The sequence below is a fragment of the Ochrobactrum chromiisoli genome (assembly GCF_026241335.1).
Taxonomy (GTDB): Bacteria; Pseudomonadota; Alphaproteobacteria; order Rhizobiales; family Rhizobiaceae; genus Brucella; species Brucella chromiisoli.
On sequence record NZ_JAPHAV010000007.1, the window covers coordinates 37607 to 55446 of the forward strand.

Below are 17840 nucleotides of genomic sequence, written 5' to 3' on the forward strand. Positions count from 1 at the left end.
GCATGTTTGCCGCCCTTCGCCCACAGCTTGTGACCTTTCGGAACAGCTATACGCCACACCCGCATTGCAGCGGGCAGTTTCCCGCGTTAAACACGCAGAATAAATCACTGCTTTCAAAAAGCTGGAGCCTACCGCTATCTATAAGACAGTCGCCAATATCTGCGCGCGTTTCGGCCTCGTAATGGCTGTGGCAATGCTGCTACCAGCGGCCGTCGATCTGCGCGATGGCAGCGATGACTGGCTCGTTTTCGTGCGTTCTGCCGCAGCAACCGGCGCTTTGTCTGCCCTGATTCTGCTGGCCACGCACAATCACAACACCCGCTTCACACCGCGGCTTGGTTTTTTGCTGACCGTCTGCCTGTGGGTGACTGGCGGCTTCCTCGGTTCGATCCCGCTTTATTTCTCCCATCTGCCAATCAGCTATGCCACCGCTTTCTTTGAAGCGATGTCAGGCATCACATCAACCGGTGCCACTGCTCTGACAGGTCTTGATGACATGCAGCGCGGCATCATTCTGTGGAGATCACTTCTTTGCTGGATCGGCGGTATCGGCTTTATCGGGCTTGCGCTTTTGCTGCTGCCATCGCTGCGTGCAGGAGGGCTTGCGCTTTTTCATATGGAGAATTCCGACAAATCGGAAAAAATTCTTCCACGCATGAACCAGATCGCTCTGGGCATCATCACAGCTTATCTAAGCCTGACAACCGCTTGTACAATCGCATATTTCGCAGCAGGCATGAGCATATTTGATGCTGTGAACCATAGCATGACGACGATCGCCACGGCTGGCTTTTCTACGCATGACAGCTCTTTCGGATTTTACCACGACAACCACCTGATATTGCTTATATCAACTGTGTTTATGGCCTTATCAGCGCTACCGTTTATTCTTTACATTAAAGCTTTCATGCCACGTCGAACGGATTCGCTCATTGACCCCCAGGTGAAGTTGTTTCTGGCCATTGTTATTGGTTTCAGCTTTATTCTGGCAATTGTGCTGCGCCTTGGCTCGCATATTCCATTTGGAAGTGCTCTGATCACGGCATCTTTTAATTTTGTATCCGTCATTTCCACGACCGGCTTTACAACGGAAGACTATTCGCTGTGGGGACCACCGGCAATCGGCATTTTCTTTCTTGCCTCGTTCCTTGGCGGCTGCGCTGGCTCCACTTCCGGCGGCATAAAAATGAATCGCCTGATCATTTTGTGGAGTCTGACGCAAGCGAACCTCGTGCGGCTGATCACGCCCCATGCGGTCATTAAAATCCGCTACGGTTCATCGGAAGTGTCCGGCGAGATCGCCCAGAACGTTCTGCTTTATCTGTTTCTTTATATCGCTTCTCTTGTCATCGGCGCCGTCTTGCTGGCGTCCCTCGGACTGGATTTTGTTTCCGCCTTCACCGGCGCGTTGACTGCCCTGTCAAATGTCGGGCCCGGTCTGGGCGATACAATCGGACCAGTGGGCAACTATTCCACCATTCACGATCCCGCGCTTTGGGTGCTTTCATTCCTGATGCTCGCGGGGCGTCTTGAGCTTGTCACCGTATTTATCCTGTTCACACGCACTTTCTGGATGCGCTAACAGCGTTTTAAGCAGTTTACATCCGGTCGTTTCTTTTGGTATGAGCAGGATTACATTGCGCTATAGCGGCGCTGAGTGTTTTATTATTACGCCTGAATGAAATTTCATTGCGCGCGGAGTTTTATATGCCGATCAAGGCCGATCTGGACGAAATCGATTGGAAAATCCTTCGGGAGCTCCAGAATAACGGGCGCATCACCAATGTCGAACTCGCTGAGCGGGTTGGAATTTCGGCCCCTCCCTGCCTGCGCCGCGTCCGCAAACTTGAGGAAAGCGGTGTCATTCGTGGTTACCGCGCCATCCTTAACGGCAATGCACTCGGTCAGGATCTCGTCGCTTTCTGTTCGGTGGGCCTGCACCGTCAGGCGGATGCCGATTTAAAAGCCTTTGCAGAGAAAACCAAGCAGTGGCCGCTGGTACGCCGCGCGTGGATGGTGTCGGGTGAATCCGACTTTTTGCTGCATTGCGTTGCGCGCGACCTTAACACGTTCCAGACCTTCGTCATCGAAGAGCTGACGGCTGCGCCCAATGTGGATTCGGTCCGCACAGCCTTGACCATTCGTCCGGTTAAGGACGAGCCACTGATGATTCTCTAAATCTATTTGGCGTTAAAGACCCGCTCGTAAACCGCGCTGATTGCTTGCGCTTCTTTTTCGAGCGGAAACGCTTCACGCACGTGGGCCAGCGCGTTTTCGCCATCGCGTTGAGCCACAGCCGGATCGGCAAGATAAGGTTCAATAGCATTGCGCAAAGCATTGCCGTCACCCGCCGCAACAAAACTGCCCGTACCTTCCACGATCATTTCGGCATAGGCACCGGCATCGCTTGCAACGACAGCCGTTTGTGAAGCCATGGCTTCCAGCGGCGTGAGGCCAAAACCTTCGTTGCGCGATGGTGCCACATAAAGTGTAAGCCGCCGATACCAGATGCGCACATCCGGCACCTCACCAAGAATGCGGATGCGATCCTGCAAACCAGCAGCCGTAATACGCGCTTTCAAATCATCTTCGAATGCCTGATGTTCAGTCGTCGTGCGCCCGGTAATGATTGCCGTCCAGTCAGGATATTTTGGCAACAGCGCAATCATCGCATCAACGAACAAATCCGTGCCTTTTGAATGACGCACCCGGCCAAAACAGCCAACTGCATATTTACCCGGCAGCCCCGATGCGCTGAACTGGTCATCATCGCCGAGCGGCGGATGAAACCGTTTAAGATCAACGCCATGCATGATCACATCATGCGGCACTTCGAGAAAACGTCCCGAACGACCACTGGTCGCAATCACCGCATTCATGCGGCGAATCAACCATTTGGTGAAAGCTTTGTGATGTCGCTGTGCAGCAGACGTAAACACCAGCCTGAGCTTCATGCGCAGCACATCGCGCATGAAGATGCCTGCCAGCATTTCGATATTGCGACGTGCGTGCCAGATACGGAAACGTCGCCTCGCAGGCCTTTTCCAAAAGGAGAAAAGCGCTGACCAGCCTAAATGCGGCAGGCTGTCAGGCAGTCCCGGCCCCATTGTCGCAATGCCCAATCCCTTCGCGCGCTGCAAAGGGATAAGTTGCACGATGGTTGAGGTCACGCCCGAAAGGCGACGCTTGAAATTAGGCGCAACGACCTCAACCTGATCAACGGGAACCGTTACCTCAGACATCAAACAAACTTGAAACTGATGATCTCGTAAGAACGCGAGCCGCCCGGTGCATTGACTTCAATCGTGTCACCTTCACCCTTGCCGATCAGCGCGCGCGCGATTGGCGAGGAAATCGAAATACGGCCTTCCTTGACGTTGGCTTCCTGATCGCCAACGATCTGATAGACCTTCTCTTCTTCGGTGTCTTCATCGATCAGCGTGATGGTTGCGCCAAACTTGATTTTATCGCCGGAAAGCTTGGTAACGTCGATCACTTCGGCGCGACCAACCAGATCTTCAAGCTCGTTGATACGGCCTTCATTCAGGCTTTGGGCTTCTTTTGCAGCGTGATACTCAGCATTTTCAGAAAGATCGCCATGCGCGCGCGCTTCAGCAATCGCCTCAATGATCCGAGGGCGCTCAACTTGCTGACGCGTGCGCAGTTCTTCCTTGAGGTTTTCGAAACCGCGAGGGGTCATCGGGAACTTTTCCATACCCAGTCCAGTCCTTTCCATCGCCCGTCGCACTCCCCTCCGGGATTAAATGCGACGGCAGTTTGATTGCCCGCCTGATCTTGCCTCACACATTGAAGCAAAATCACCGTCCGAAAGGTAAAAATACCCGCCGGCACACAAAAGAAAACGGTCCCCGAAGCACAGGCTTCGGAACCGTTCAAAGTGATGTTGATGAAACTATAGCATTTTCACAAATCATTTCACGAACAAAAATTTTAGCCTGTTAATTGTGCGGGAAACATTGCGCTATTTTACAGAAATCGGCCAGCTTGCAGGCCACTTTTCAGGCCCACCCGCATAATTGCCGTCACAATCACCTTTCGACCGCTCTTCAACAAGCACAAAGCGCACCTTGCCTTCGCCATCATCGGTGGCTTTCCAGACATCATAGGTTCCGCAATCACCCAAGCCCCTGCCCTTGAAAAACGCGGTCACTGTCTTGCTTGCCTGCGACCAGTCGATATTCCATGCCTGATCGACCGTGCTTGGACCATCATCCGAAATGGTTGGCAACGCGATTGGAACCACCTGATTCTCATACTGGCTATAGAAGACATAAGGCTGATTATAAGCTCCCGGCGAGCCGCATGGCATTGCAATCATGCTCAACCCATCACCGATCTTCGCTTTAAAACCGCCACCTGTGTCAAAGGATGACCCGCCAGACGTGCCACATACACCTTTTTCATCGGTAAAATCTGGCCGGATTTTCTTTGGCAACTGTTCGGGAGTTGTGATCAGCGAGACATCGGGCGCAGGCGGCGCAGGCTTTTTGCCTTTGGCCTGCAAGGCCGCGACTGTGCCATTTCGCGCCTGCTGCTCATCAAGATAAATAAGACCACCGACAAAACCGGACAGCGAATAGCTGTAAGTCTTATTTCCAAGTTGCAGCGTCAATTTCTGCCCCGCCTTCATGGCATCCATCAGCTTGGCAACATCCGCCGCATTATCATAATCGAACTGATCATCATTGGGCTTGAGTGCGGAAACAGCGGCGGAGAGAGCTGGCTTGCCATCAACCGCAATGACGAATTGCCCGGAGGCAGGCTTCGAATCAAGATTGGACAAGCGTAACAAGGGCTGCGCGCCGACTGCACTGCTGCGATACAGATTGAACGAGGGGGCACCTTGCGTTGTACTGTTAAGCGTAAGCGTGCAATTGGACGCATAATCACACAGAACCCAGCTATCGCGAATCTGTTTGAAAGCGGCCGAGGCTGAACCGGGATTTGCAAAAACGAGAGCCAGTGCAGCGCCTGTAAGAACTGACCTATGATTAAATAGACAAGAAAACATGCTGCCCTTCCGAAAAAGCTTTGCCACACTCGCAACAAGAGGAAATCCCTTGCCGCAGCGTCAGGCTAATGCCTATAGCATATCCACGAAGGGATGATGAGCCAAGCTGTCATCCTTGTTTCTTATAGACATGAGGCACTGATGACACGCGTACAGGCTAATATGCTCCTTCTTCTGGCGGGCGTCATCTGGGGCATGGGCTTTGTCGCGCAATCAACTGCCATGGCAAGCATCGGCCCGTTTCTGTTTATCGGTGTTCGTTCTGCCATTGCCGCATTGTCGGTTTTGCCATGGTCGATTGCTGAAGGCAGGCGCTCGCCGCATAAGCTTGATCGTTCGAATTATCTTTATTTCATGCTTGTTGGCGCAACGCTCTTTACTGGTCTTGTGCTCCAGCAAATCGGCCTGATTACCACCTCTGTCACCAATGCCGGTTTTCTGACCGGGCTGTATGTCGTGATGGTGCCGGTGCTCGGCGTCATCATTTTCAGAAATTGGCCGCATCCCATTGTCTGGCCAAGCGCGGTGGCATGTCTTGCAGGTATTTTTCTGCTTTCCGGCGGGCAGCTAAGCGCCCTCAAACACGGAGATTGGCTCATCATCATCGGCGCGATATTCTGGGCGATGCAGGTTCTGCTGATCAGCCGGGCCAATCGTTCCGGGCGCCCCATCACGCTAAGCTGCGTTCAGTTTGCCACTGCGGCCGCCGCTGGCCTTCTGATTGCCGTTGCTATCGAAGACATCAACTGGAATGCCATCGCCCTGACATGGAAAGAACTGCTGTTTACCGGCGTCTTCTCATCTGGCGTCGCATTCACGCTGCAAGCCATCGGCCAGCGCTACACGACGTCAGCGCAGGCTGCGATTTTCCTGTCTTCCGAAGCAATCTTTGCAGCAATGTTCGGCGCAATCTTCCTCGGGGACCGGCTGACCTTCATCGGCTTCATCGGCTGCGGCCTGCTATTTACCGCAATGCTGGCGGTGGAACTGGTCCCGATGTTCTGGAAGCGCAAAACGGAACCAGCTCTGAGCGCAGCAGAGTAATCAACCCCGGAAGATGAGGGCCGCACCACCGGCAATCAGCGCAAAGCCAAGCAGGTGATTCAAGGTGAAGGCTTCTTTGAGATAAAAGACCGAGAACAAGCTGAAGATCACCAGCGTGATGACTTCCTGCATCGTTTTAAGCTGTGCGGTCGAATACACTTCATGCCCGATGCGATTTGCAGGCACAGCCATACAATATTCAATCAGCGCGATACCCCAGCTGATAAGAATGACCGTTACGAGCGGCGTGCTGGTAAATTTCAGATGCCCGTACCAGGCAAAAGTCATGAAAATATTGGAGCCAATCAGAAGCAGAATCGGCAGAACGCTTGGTGACATGAGTGCTGACATGAAAAAACTTTGGGGACCGGAAGGACACTGTCGCGGCTTGGCCCGAAACCGCAAGATACTGTTAGCAGAGTGTTATAGAGATTTCGCCAATCTTATGACCATGAGACGCCTGATTATCGCCACAGCCCTTAACAGAAGCGCTGACTGTTCGTTTACGCTTATGGTCTAATATGTGTTGGAGCCAGTTCCAAACTGAAAGGCATGGACATGAGTTTTGCGTTGTCCAACCGCTTTCGTCGCTATGCACGCCCGGCAAGCTTTATATTGCTGGTGCTTATGGCTGGCTGTTCCGGTGATCGTCCTCCCCGCCCGCAGGCTGACATTGGCAGCGCCGATATCATTGTGCCGCCTGCCCCGGTTCCTTCCGCCCAAAGCCCGCGCGAAGCACGCGTCGTCGGACTTGCCGAAGAAATCGAAACCAATGCCAACGAGATGACGACCCATAGCCAGCCACACTATGCTGGCGATTATGGCTTTGCTTCGCCTATCCAGAACCCGGTCAGTACGGCTGAAAACATGTACACCCTGTCAAATTCAGAAGCCGCCTGCCGCACCCGGCTCAAGCGGCTTGGTGTCGTCTTCACTGAAAAGTCGCCCATCAATCAAGGCGGCACATGTCGCATCGACAACCCGATTGAAGTCAGCGGCTTCAACAGCGGTTCCATCGCCTTCAAACCCGCAGCCACGCTCAATTGTCAAGTCACCGAAGCCTTTGCACGCTGGATCAAAGGCGACCTGCAACCTTCGTCCCGCCTGCGTTACCTCTCCGGCATTAATACCATTCACAACGCGGGCGGCTATTCCTGCCGTACCATGAACCACCGTCGCGGCGCCAAAATGTCGGAACATTCCCGCGGCAACGCCATCGACGTCACGAAAATTGTTCTCAACAATGGCAAAAGCATAGCCGTGCGCAAACCCGGCTTCTTCTCCTTTAGGGAGAAAGGTCTGCTCAACAGCGTTCGCTCCGATGCCTGCAATTATTTCACCACGGTTTTAGGCCCCGGTTATAACCGCGAACACGCCGACCACTTCCACTTCGACCTCATGCAGCGCCGAAGTGGATATCGCGCCTGCAAATAGCAACAGGCCCTGTTGGTGTCACTCTGCCGGAACCGGCGTTGGCTGTCCGCTCTTGTCGAGTGCCACCATGACGAATTCGCCATGCGTCACAAGATCCATCTCCTCGGCGAGATAGCGCTGCGCCCATGCTTCAACACGCAGCGTAATTGATGTGCGTCCAACACGGATGATTTCCGTATAAACACACAGAACATCACCGATTTTGACCGGCTTTGCGAAAGACATTTCACGCACGGCAGCAGTAACCACACGTCCCTTGGCGCGTTCAGCAGCACGAATGCCACTGGCCGTATCCATCTGCGCCATAACCCAGCCACCGAAAATATCACCAGCCGAATTGGTATCTTTTGGCATAGCCTGCGTGCGCACAGTCAGCATGCCCTTAGGCGCATTGAAATCGTTCATCGATAGGTCCCTTGCGAGTCTGAAAAGAGTCGGCTGCGAGTATGCTGCAAGCCTGTCGCAAGGGAAAGTGCATCATCAACACCTCTGCCATGCAAATCAAAGACAACAGCGATTTGGTGCGCATCCCGAAAAGCGTGAAACGACTTTCGGACAAAGATGTGCGTTAAAACAAAGCATTAGAGCGCTGATCTAATTCAATGAGATCCAAACATGCCCTAAAAGATAAATTTTTAACTATTAAACATAACAGCATAAAACTAAATATCATTAAGTAAATTTATAGCTTTAATGGTATATATACATGCACAGAGATTGAACATGGGGCAAATAATGGGATTTCTTATTAAATCAACTATTGCTACATTAGCCATTCTGTTTGCAACAAATGCGGAAGCCTCCAACGGTCTTGCAACCGCAAATATAAACCTGCGCACGGGTCCCGGAACGCAATATCCATCTATGGGGCGCATTCCAAACGGTGTCATCATCGGCGTCGCAGGTTGTACGAGTGGCTACGGCTGGTGTCGCGTCAATTATCGCGGTCTCGATGGATGGGCTTCCTCTCGCTATATCGCTGTTCAGACAGGCGGCGGAGGCTACACCACCAACGACAATTTCGGATCAACTGCCGCAGCCATTGGCATACCACTGATTGCAGGTCTCGTAATCGGCTCAGCTATCAATAATGATGGATGGAATAATGGCCCCAATTGGGGTCCACGTCCCGGTTGGGGGCCGCGCCCCGGTTGGGGCCCTGGCCCAGGCTGGGGACCGGGTCCGTATCGTCCGGGTCCAAACTGGCGCGGACCAAACCAGTGGGGACCACCGCGTCCACACTGGGGCGACCATCCGGGCTGGCGCGACCATCCCGGTTATCATCCTAATTTTTATGGTCCCGGTGATCGCTGGCGCCCACGCGGGCCACGGTGATTGCCACCTCCTGACAGCCTGATGTCAGGAGCAACATAAAATTGCGATATGGCGCACCGGATTTGTTCCATATTTGATCCGGGCGCCCTTTTCATTTGTGTTGCGAAATTCCATATTGGGAGCATGGCCTCCTCAAAAGACAAATACACTCAGGATTCACATGACGAAACGCGCGGTTTTGGCGAGGCGCCACAACGCGATTTGTCAGGCACACCCTTTTCTGGCTCAATCTCCGATTGGGCCAAAGAGATTGGCGATGAGGCAGACAAGCCTCAGCCCAAAGCAAAGGCTGCGAAGGCACCGAAAAAAGTGCCTGAGCGCAGCAAGGAATCATCGCGCAGTGCGCGCGGCACCTCCATGGGCGGCGCCGCTTCGGCGAAAGAACGCGCCGCCGCCGGTCTCAATCCTGTCGCTGGCCTTGATATCAGCCTGGAAGAGGCCACAGCGCTCAACCCGACCGGGGCGACCGCAACCGTTAAAGCGCTGTCCGACCTCATCGAATCCGGCAATCCGCTGTTTAAGAATGGTGAGTTGTGGACACCGCACCGCCCAGCCAGACCGCCAAAGTCGGAAGGCGGCATTGCGATCCAGATGGAATCGAGCTTCGAGCCATCCGGCGATCAGCCAACGGCCATTCGCGATCTGATCAGTGGTTTGGAAGATCAGGACCGCACGCAGGTGCTGCTTGGTGTCACCGGCTCGGGTAAAACCTTCACCATGGCGAAGGTCATTCAGGAAACGCAGCGCCCCGCGCTCATTCTCGCGCCGAACAAGACACTTGCAGCGCAGCTTTATGGCGAGTTCAAAAGCTTCTTCCCGAACAATGCCGTCGAATATTTCGTTTCCTATTACGATTACTATCAACCGGAAGCCTATGTGGCGCGGTCCGATACCTATATCGAAAAGGAATCGACCGTAAACGAACAGATCGACCGGATGCGCCATGCCGCAACTCGCGCCCTGATCGAGCGTGATGATGTGATCATCGTGGCGTCTGTCTCCTGTATTTACGGTATCGGTTCGGTCGAAACCTATACGGCCATGACGTTCGAGATGAAGATTGGCGACCGGCTCGACCAGCGCCAGCTTCTCGCCGATCTCGTGGCGCAGCAATATAAACGACAGGACATCAATTTCGTGCGCGGCTCGTTCCGTGTGCGTGGCGATACGATTGAAATCTTCCCGGCCCACTTGGAAGACCGGGCATGGCGTATTTCGCTGTTTGGCGATGAAATCGAAAGCATCGCCGAGTTTGACCCGCTGACCGCCCAGAAAACCGGCGATCTGCAATCGGTCAAAATTTATGCGAATTCGCACTATGTAACACCCCGCCCGACACTCAATCAGGCGATCAAGTCCATTCAGGAAGAGTTGCAGCACCGCCTCGCAGAACTGACCCGCGCCGGTCGTCTGCTGGAAGCGCAGCGTCTTGAGCAACGCACGAATTTCGACCTTGAAATGCTCGAAGCAACCGGTGTGTGCAACGGCATTGAAAACTATTCGCGCTACCTGACAGGACGCAAACCGGGCGAACCGCCACCGACACTGTTTGAATATATCCCGGATAACGCGCTGGTTTTCCTCGACGAAAGCCATGTTACGATTCCGCAGATTGGCGGCATGTATCGCGGCGACTTCCGTCGTAAAGCGACGCTGGCCGAATATGGCTTCCGCCTGCCTTCCTGCATGGACAACCGCCCGCTGCGCTTTGAGGAATGGGACGCCATGCGTCCGCAGACCATTGCGGTTTCGGCAACGCCGGGCAAGTGGGAAATGGAAGAAGCGGGCGGCGTCTTCGCCGAGCAGGTCATCCGCCCAACCGGATTGATCGACCCGCCGGTCGAAGTCCGCCCGGCGAAAAATCAGGTTGATGATGTGCTGGGCGAAATTCGCGAGACTGCACGCAAGGGCTATCGAACGCTCTGCACGGTGCTGACCAAGCGCATGGCCGAAGACCTGACCGAATATCTGCACGAACAGGGCGTTCGCGTGCGTTACATGCACTCGGACATCGACACGTTGGAACGCATCGAAATCATCCGCGATCTGCGCCTTGGCGCGTTCGACGTGCTGGTGGGCATCAACCTGCTGCGCGAAGGCCTTGATATTCCCGAATGTGGTTTCGTTGCCATTCTTGATGCTGACAAGGAAGGTTTCCTGCGTTCGGAAACCTCACTTGTCCAGACCATCGGCCGTGCGGCGCGTAATGTTGACGGCAAGGTCATTCTCTACGCCGACAACATCACCGGCTCCATGCAGCGCGCGATGGATGAAACCAGCCGCCGCCGCGAAAAGCAGGAAGCTTACAATAGTGAGCATGGCATAACGCCTGCTTCGGTAAAGAAGAATATCTCGGATATTCTGAATTCGGTTTACGAGCAGGATCACGTCCGCGCCGATATTTCAGGCTTTGCCGAAGAAGGTGCGATGATGGGCAACAATCTTGCCGCCCATCTGGAACATCTCGAAAAGCAGATGCGCGATGCAGCTGCTGATCTCGACTTCGAAAAGGCAGCGCGCCTGCGTGATGAGGTTAAACGCCTGCGCGAAATGGAACTGGCGATTGCCGACGACCCAATGGCGCGTGAAGTGGAGCTTGAAAGCCCTGTGACCGGCCGCACAAAAGGCCGTCACAACGCGGGTCGCAAGGTGCACCGCACGGTTGGCGACGAGCCGAAGAAGTCACTCTTTGCCAAGCCATCGCTCGATAATATGGGACCGGGCACGGATATGGCCAAGCCGCTGTTCCGCAAGAACACGCTGGATGAGATGACCGTCAAGCGCACAGAAAAGCCGGCAGGGGCCGACGATGCAGCCATCCGCCGCGAACGTTCAGGTATCGGCTCTTATGAAGACCCGGCTGAAACTGCCCGCAAAAAGCGTCGCCCCGGCAAGACGGGCCGACCGGGACGGTGAGTCAATAGCGTTCAGTGCTTAACGGCACTGCCCGCCATTCGTGATGCGGTAGCCAGCACGTTCCGCTTCACAGCGGTTCGGGAATGTCTGCCTGTCATTGCCCCGGCGTGCACAAACCGGCATATATTCACGCGTACAAGCAGCTGCACCCGGGCGTCCCGGCCTGTTGCCCTGATGTGGCGGGCGGCCCGGACGCTCTCCTCCCCAGCCAGAACCCGGCCCGGGCCTCGAAGTGCACTGGCCATTCCCAACGATCCGATAGCCATCGGCCCGCGCCTGACAGGCATTGCCAAACGTCTTGCGCGAAGACCCACGTTCACCACAAACCGGCGCATAGATCATTGGGCACATTTGCGGCTGCGATGGTCCGGGGCGCATGGGCGGGCGGTGATCGGGGCCTCCTTCCGCTACGCAACCTGCGAGAAACAAGGCACCCGCCAAGATGCTCAATCGGCTGATTCTGTTCAGAAGCATTGCTCCCTCCTCTCCTGTTAACGACTAAAATGGCATAGCGAAGAGGAAGAACAAGGATATATTCGCATATATTCCGCATCCGCACATGAAAGTCATATCGACAAGTCAGAAACTTGCTTTACTCTGTCTATAGCTTTCGGGGATCAATGGCGGAAAGGCTGCATGAAGCGTTCGCATCTGGTTATGGCAACTGTCACAATTTTCCAGCTTCTTTGCTGGCCGGACGCTATCAAATCCGTTTCTGCTGAAAATAGGCCGGAAACCGAAATCTATGGTCCGCCCATACCGTCTAAGAAGGCGGAGCCCACGGTTGAACGAATCTGCGAGCTGATTGAAACGAATGCTAAAAAACGCGGTATTCCCAAAGACTTCTTTGCACGGCTAATCTGGAAAGAAAGTCGTTTTGACCATCGCGCTGTGAGTCCGGTTGGTGCACAGGGCATTGCACAGTTCATGCCCTATACGGCCAAAGAGCGCGGACTGGCCGATCCCTTCGACATCGAACAGGCAATTCCTGCCTCGGCAGGCTTTCTGAGTGAACTGAAAGGCGCCTTCGGCAATTGGGGCCTTGCGGCGGCGGCTTATAATGCAGGCCCAACGCGTGTTTCCAACTGGATGCGCTCCGGTGGCTTTTTGCCACTTGAAACCGAAGATTACGTCTTGGATCTAACGGGCGCACCGGCGGATAACTTCGCATCAGGCAATGAAATCAACAACCGCCCACTTGATGCCAAGCTCAGCTTTGCGCAAGCATGCCAGCGCTTGCCAATTATTCGCACGGCAACCATTCCCATGTCGCGCATCAAGCCGAAGCCTTGGGGCATTCAGGTCGCAGGCAATTTCCGGCGCAGTGTCGCGGTCAATCAATGGAATCGTCTGCGCAAACAATTTCCAAGCGTGCTGTCTGGGCATAATCCGGTCATCAGCCGTGTTCGTACTCCCATTGCCCGACGGGGTATTTATGCGGTACGCATAGGCGCTGATAATCGCAGCGAGGCGGATAACATTTGCACTAAACTACGAGCAGCAGGCGGCGCATGCATAGTTTTGCGCAATAAATAAGCAACAAGGCATACTATACCATAGTATGATTTTATATATTTCCCCTCTCTCGCACTCTTTTTGTATTAAATTAGCGGTATTCTGGTAATTTTTGAAAAATTTAGCAATGATACCCTTTCGAAGAAAACTAATCGCATTTTGCGAAAAGAATTTGCTTGCCAAATAACGCATCATAGATCAGTCTTCAAATGTCCGGGCAATTTGAGCACAACGGAAGACTTGAAGAACGGCGCGCCGGAACCGCTAGAAGTTTCGGGTTGGGGGTTACTCTCCAGCAATGATCGTTTCTTTTCCTAAGTCGATAACTGCCTGCATGACCCTCTGCCGGGTGTGTGGTGCGTTCGGCAGAAGTAGTAATTCCACTGTCTCTCATAAAGCAGTGGCGCCAAGGAAAAGGAACGGATCCCATGGCACAGACCGGACAGGTCAAATTCTTCAACTCCGAAAAAGGTTTCGGATTTATCAAGCCTGATGATGGCGGCGCAGACATCTTCGTGCATATCTCTGCTGTACAGGCTTCGGGTTTGGCAGGACTTGCTGACAATCAGAAGGTTTCCTACGAGACGGAACCGGATCGTCGCGGCAAAGGCCCTAAGGCAGTAAACATTTCGATTACTGACTAAGCTCGAGTCTTACTGATCAAGAATTTGATCCCCGGCTGACGCCGGGGTTTTTTATGGAATCATCACAGAGCCAAACGCGCGAAATATTACCGCCACTGCATCTAATTTACCGATTAACCGCGATTTCCGCGCCCTATGAACATTGTTCAGCCTCCATTCATGTCGACACTATTAACTTGTTATTCATGATTGATGCTCCGTGCCCATTCAACCGGACGCATCGTAGAGATTGCAGTTATGCTTCCGAAGGAGCGAACAATGAACAGGTTACTCAAAGCGGCTATTCTTGGCGTAGCCTCCATAGCAGCAGTTTCAGCGCCATTGGCTGCGGCATCAGCAGATTCCTGGGGCCGTCGCGGATGGGATGGTGGCGGCTGGGATCGGGGCGGATGGGATCGTCCATATTATCGTCACCGCGATCGTGATCGCACCGGCGATGCGGTTGCCGCAGGCGTCATCGGCCTTGCAGCGGGCGCATTGCTTGGCAGCGCGCTAAGCCAGCCACAGCCCACCTATGTGCAGCCAGCGCCGGTTTATGCGCCACCACCACCGCCTCCAGCCTACTATCCAGCCCCGCCTGCACGCAGCGTGCAGTATCGTGTTGGTTATGAACCCTGGAGCCGTGGCTGGTATCAATATTGTTCGGACCGCTATCGCTCGTTCAATCCAAATACCGGCACCTATCGCGGGTATGATGGTCGCGATCACTTCTGCTCGGCCAACTGATCAAGCCCGCAAAATCAAAAAAGCCGCCTCACAGGGCGGCTTTTTTTAAGGATAAACCAGATCAGGCATATCCGAGATCATTCAGAAACGGATTGTTGCGGCGTTCTTCCCCAAAGCGCCCACCGGTGCCATGGCCACACAGAAAGCCAACATCATCGCCAAGTGGCAAAAGCTTTTCCTTAATGGAGCGAATAAGCGCTGCGTGATCGCCGCCGGGCAAATCGGTACGGCCAATGGAGCCATTGAACAAAACATCACCGACGATCGCAAAACGCGCTTCTGGATTGAAAAAGACCACATGGCCGGGCGCATGGCCCGGACAATGAAACACATCGAATGTGTGGCCCGCAACAGTGACCTTGTCACCTTCTTCAAGCCAGCGATCCGGTGTTACATTGCGTACACCCTCGGTCAGTCCATATTTAAGGCCAGTCGTCGCCAGATTATCCAGCAAAAACTTGTCATCCTTATGGGGGCCAATAATGTCAACGCCGAGATCTTCCTTAAGATCAAGCGCGGCACCCGCATGATCAATATGCCCATGGGTAATCCAGATGGCTTCCACATCGACATTTTGAGAGGCAATCGCTTCCTTAATGCGATCGAAATCGCCACCCGGGTCAATCACCACGGCCTTCTTTGTGTCGCTATCGAAAAGAATTGTACAGTTCTGCTGAAAAGGCGTCACCGGGACGATAATAGCTTGCAATTGCCCCATTCAGGATACTCCATTCAGTCAGCAGAATTAAAAACTGCGGTTAAAGCTGCCCTATTTTAGAGCATAAATTCCATCGGATCGAAGTGCACTCTAAAGTAAGATCGTGCAAGCGCTTTTGCAAACAAAACGGGCGGCTGAGAGCCGCCCATTTTCCATCTCGCAATAAATTTCCAACGGCTGACGTCTCCACAACCGCTCTATTTACCTGCTCTCAGGTCTGATTTACCCTTAAGCTTTGCTAGCCAGCGAGTTTTTGATCAGCCCGACAATTGCCGTAAGCGCGAGACCGCCTACGCCACCGCCTGCCAACTGGCCAACCACACCATTAAGAACAGAATCCAGCCCGCCGCCAGACAATAACGGCAGAAGCTGACCAAGGATAACCCCACCAATACCACCGGCAACAGTATTACCAGCAGTACCGAGGCTCAGGTTTTTGACGGCACCGGCAATATTGCCACCGACTGCCCCCGAAACAAGCTGAAGAATGATAGGCAGTAGAGATTCCATAATCGTCACCCCATCTGAGTTAAAAGCCGGAATAACGCGAATCCGACATACAAAATCTTGGGCCGAAACGCTTCAAAGTCAAACACTAAGCATCCATATAGTAAAAAAGCGGCTTAAACGCCGCTTTTTTCTGTTTAAAACACTGCTATTCAGCCGCTCTTCGCTTTGGCTGAACTTCATTTGTATAATCGTTCATAAGCATATTCGTAATTACGCCAGGTTTAAAATTGTATTTCCCAATTTCTGAAACCGGCGTCACTTCAGCCGCAGTTCCGCACAGGAAGCATTCGCTGAATGTTTCCAGTTCTTCCGGCATAATTACGCGCTCGACAACGTCCAAGCCGCGACGCTTGGCAAGATCAATGATCGTGCGGCGCGTAATTCCATCAAGGAAGCAATCCGGCTTTGGCGTATGCAGAGCCCCGTCTTTTACGAAGAAAACATTCGCGCCTGTGGCTTCCGCAACCTGTCCACGCCAGTCCAGCATGAGCGCATCCGCATAGCCCTTGGCTTCAGCTGCATGTTTGGAAATCGTGCAGATCATATAAAGACCGGCAGCCTTGGAGCGCGATGGCGCAGTCCGTGGATCTGGGCGGCAATATTCTGCGATATCGAGACGAATGCCTTTCATCTTTTCTTCAGGTGAGAAATAGCTCGGCCATTGCCAGATCGCGATAGCCACATGAATGCGATTGTTCTGCGCCGAAACGCCAAGCGATTCCGATCCACGCCATGCGATGGGGCGCACATAGGCATCCTCAAAGCCCTGCTTCTTGAGCAGTTCGCGGCAGGCATTGTCGATCTCTTCCACGCTATAGGGAATTTCAAAACCAAGAATTCGAGCGGATTCATGCAAACGCTCAGTATGCTCGGTCAGCTTGAAAATCTCGCCACCATAAGCACGCTCGCCTTCAAACACTGCACTTGCATAGTGTAGACCATGGGTCAGCACATGAATCTTGGCATCCTTCCAGGCGACGAATTCGCCATCTTGCCAGATAAATCCGTCACGTTGATCGAATGGAATCGCAGACATTTTACTCTTCCTCAAAATTGGGTAGCGGTTTTCCACCATCCCGTTTGGCTCGAATGAGCCTTTTCCCTAATCTTTTCCAGCCGGTTAAATCGATATTTCCAGTCAATGCGGAAAATAACGCTCGCCATGATACGCTACTGTCCTTATGGGACAGTATTACACCGGCAAACAGCGTAATTATCTCTCCTCCAGCATGCAGCAGCGTAAACTTTATTCCAAAAATACCGCCCCACACTTCCCAAAAATTATCTTGACGATTGAGTTATGTCAACAATGCTGACATATTTATCGTAACAAGACGGAGCTTCGATGTGAACTCGACGAATGATGTGAATTATATAACCAATCCTTTGACCTCGCTGGAGGCTGCCGATCTCAGCGTCATTGAGTTGCTGTTCTTTTCCTATCGCGATTTCACTGCTGACCCGGATTTGATTCTGGAGAAGATAGGCTTTGGCCGCGCCCATCACCGCGTGCTTTATTTTATCAACCGCAAGCCGGGAATGACGGTCGCTGAACTGCTGGAAGTGCTGCGCATCACCAAGCAAAGCCTGTCTCGTGTTCTCAAGCAGCTTATCGACACCGGCCATGTCGTGCAGGCGACGGGGCTCAATGACCGCCGCCACCGCCGGCTTTATCCAACAAAAAGTGGACGCCAACTCACTCTTGCGCTCACGCTGCCACAGTCGCGCCGCATCGCGAGGGCATTGGAAGAATGTCAATCTGAAGAACGGAAAGTAATCGAGCGCTTTCTTTACAATATGGTCAATCCTGAACGGCGCGTTCAGATTGATGACTTCACAGCAGCAGAAGCAGCTGTGGAAACGCTCTCATAGACGCGCCACTTTCCTGTCGGTAAGATGTATCATGTCATGGCGAACCAAAGACAGTTGGCCCGCTAGGGCATGGGTAGAATTAAAGCCAATCACG

Annotated in this window: 19 protein-coding genes; 10 read left to right on the forward strand and 9 right to left on the reverse strand. The window is 53.3% G+C overall.

Annotation, left to right across the window (positions count from 1 at the left end):
* Window positions 1-181: 181 nt before the first annotated feature.
* On the forward strand, window positions 182-1582 hold the full coding sequence (locus OPR82_RS14165; RefSeq protein WP_265985530.1) for a TrkH family potassium uptake protein: 1401 nt from the start codon (window positions 182-184) through the stop codon (window positions 1580-1582).
* A gap of 125 nt (window positions 1583-1707) precedes the next feature.
* Complete coding sequence (locus tag OPR82_RS14170) at window positions 1708-2178, forward strand: Lrp/AsnC family transcriptional regulator (protein ID WP_095447076.1); 471 nt, start codon at window positions 1708-1710, stop codon at window positions 2176-2178.
* 2 nt (window positions 2179-2180) lie between these two features.
* Here OPR82_RS14170 and OPR82_RS14175 read toward each other — a convergent pair whose 3' ends face one another.
* From OPR82_RS14175 to OPR82_RS14185, 3 genes are all read right to left on the reverse strand, one after another.
* The gene (locus OPR82_RS14175; protein ID WP_265985531.1) at window positions 2181-3242 is read right to left on the reverse strand and encodes a glycosyltransferase family 4 protein; all 1062 of its coding nucleotides are present in this window, start codon (window positions 3240-3242) and stop codon (window positions 2181-2183) included.
* Entirely contained in the window at window positions 3242-3715 is a 474-nt protein-coding gene (greA, locus tag OPR82_RS14180) for a transcription elongation factor GreA (RefSeq protein WP_265985699.1), read from the reverse strand. Before greA ends, OPR82_RS14175 begins: the two co-directional genes overlap by 1 nt.
* Before the next feature lie 267 nt (window positions 3716-3982).
* A complete protein-coding gene (locus OPR82_RS14185) occupies window positions 3983-5032 on the reverse strand; it encodes a DUF1176 domain-containing protein (protein WP_265985532.1) in 1050 nt (349 codons plus the stop codon).
* Window positions 5033-5173: 141 nt separating this feature from the next.
* Between OPR82_RS14185 and OPR82_RS14190 the strand changes: the two genes are divergently transcribed.
* A complete protein-coding gene (locus OPR82_RS14190) occupies window positions 5174-6076 on the forward strand; it encodes a DMT family transporter (protein ID WP_265985533.1) in 903 nt (300 codons plus the stop codon).
* On the opposite strand, the gene OPR82_RS14195 is transcribed toward OPR82_RS14190, so the two are convergent.
* Window positions 6077-6427 carry a DMT family protein gene (locus tag OPR82_RS14195; protein ID WP_265985534.1) on the reverse strand — a complete coding sequence of 117 codons (351 nt, stop codon included), beginning with the start codon at window positions 6425-6427 and terminating at the stop codon, window positions 6077-6079.
* A gap of 207 nt (window positions 6428-6634) precedes the next feature.
* Between OPR82_RS14195 and OPR82_RS14200 the strand changes: the two genes are divergently transcribed.
* Window positions 6635-7510 carry an extensin-like domain-containing protein gene (locus tag OPR82_RS14200; protein WP_265985535.1) on the forward strand — a complete coding sequence of 292 codons (876 nt, stop codon included), beginning with the start codon at window positions 6635-6637 and terminating at the stop codon, window positions 7508-7510.
* Window positions 7511-7528: 18 nt separating this feature from the next.
* Here OPR82_RS14200 and OPR82_RS14205 read toward each other — a convergent pair whose 3' ends face one another.
* On the reverse strand, window positions 7529-7915 hold the full coding sequence (locus OPR82_RS14205) for an acyl-CoA thioesterase (RefSeq protein ID WP_265985536.1): 387 nt from the start codon (window positions 7913-7915) through the stop codon (window positions 7529-7531).
* 330 nt (window positions 7916-8245) lie between these two features.
* Here OPR82_RS14205 and OPR82_RS14210 point away from each other — a divergent pair, with 330 nt between their 5' ends.
* Window positions 8246-8845, forward strand: a complete 600-nt coding sequence (locus OPR82_RS14210) for an SH3 domain-containing protein (protein ID WP_265985537.1) — start codon at window positions 8246-8248, stop codon at window positions 8843-8845.
* Window positions 8846-8968: 123 nt separating this feature from the next.
* Complete coding sequence (gene uvrB / locus OPR82_RS14215; RefSeq protein WP_265985538.1) at window positions 8969-11761, forward strand: excinuclease ABC subunit UvrB; 2793 nt, start codon at window positions 8969-8971, stop codon at window positions 11759-11761.
* An 18-nt stretch (window positions 11762-11779) separates the two neighbouring features.
* Here uvrB and OPR82_RS14220 read toward each other — a convergent pair whose 3' ends face one another.
* Complete coding sequence (locus OPR82_RS14220; protein ID WP_265985539.1) at window positions 11780-12235, reverse strand: Kazal-type serine protease inhibitor family protein; 456 nt, start codon at window positions 12233-12235, stop codon at window positions 11780-11782.
* A gap of 162 nt (window positions 12236-12397) precedes the next feature.
* Between OPR82_RS14220 and OPR82_RS14225 the strand changes: the two genes are divergently transcribed.
* From OPR82_RS14225 to OPR82_RS14235, 3 genes are all read left to right on the forward strand, one after another.
* On the forward strand, window positions 12398-13297 hold the full coding sequence (locus tag OPR82_RS14225) for a lytic transglycosylase domain-containing protein (protein WP_265985540.1): 900 nt from the start codon (window positions 12398-12400) through the stop codon (window positions 13295-13297).
* A gap of 407 nt (window positions 13298-13704) precedes the next feature.
* Window positions 13705-13920, forward strand: a complete 216-nt coding sequence (locus tag OPR82_RS14230) for a cold-shock protein (RefSeq protein ID WP_265985541.1) — start codon at window positions 13705-13707, stop codon at window positions 13918-13920.
* A gap of 258 nt (window positions 13921-14178) precedes the next feature.
* Window positions 14179-14646, forward strand: a complete 468-nt coding sequence (locus OPR82_RS14235) for a BA14K family protein (protein ID WP_265985542.1) — start codon at window positions 14179-14181, stop codon at window positions 14644-14646.
* Window positions 14647-14707: 61 nt separating this feature from the next.
* On the opposite strand, the gene OPR82_RS14240 is transcribed toward OPR82_RS14235, so the two are convergent.
* The 3 genes from OPR82_RS14240 to OPR82_RS14250 all read right to left on the reverse strand — a co-directional run bounded on the left by OPR82_RS14240 (window position 14708) and on the right by OPR82_RS14250 (window position 16910).
* Window positions 14708-15364: an MBL fold metallo-hydrolase gene (locus tag OPR82_RS14240; protein WP_265985543.1), complete on the reverse strand. Its 657-nt coding sequence runs from the start codon at window positions 15362-15364 to the stop codon at window positions 14708-14710.
* A gap of 228 nt (window positions 15365-15592) precedes the next feature.
* Window positions 15593-15874: a hypothetical protein gene (locus OPR82_RS14245; protein WP_265985544.1), complete on the reverse strand. Its 282-nt coding sequence runs from the start codon at window positions 15872-15874 to the stop codon at window positions 15593-15595.
* 145 nt (window positions 15875-16019) lie between these two features.
* A complete protein-coding gene (locus OPR82_RS14250) occupies window positions 16020-16910 on the reverse strand; it encodes a branched-chain amino acid aminotransferase (protein WP_265985545.1) in 891 nt (296 codons plus the stop codon).
* A 311-nt stretch (window positions 16911-17221) separates the two neighbouring features.
* On the opposite strand from OPR82_RS14250, the gene OPR82_RS14255 reads away from it, so the two are divergent.
* Window positions 17222-17746 carry a MarR family winged helix-turn-helix transcriptional regulator gene (locus tag OPR82_RS14255; protein WP_265985546.1) on the forward strand — a complete coding sequence of 175 codons (525 nt, stop codon included), beginning with the start codon at window positions 17222-17224 and terminating at the stop codon, window positions 17744-17746.
* Window positions 17747-17840: the final 94 nt, after the last annotated feature.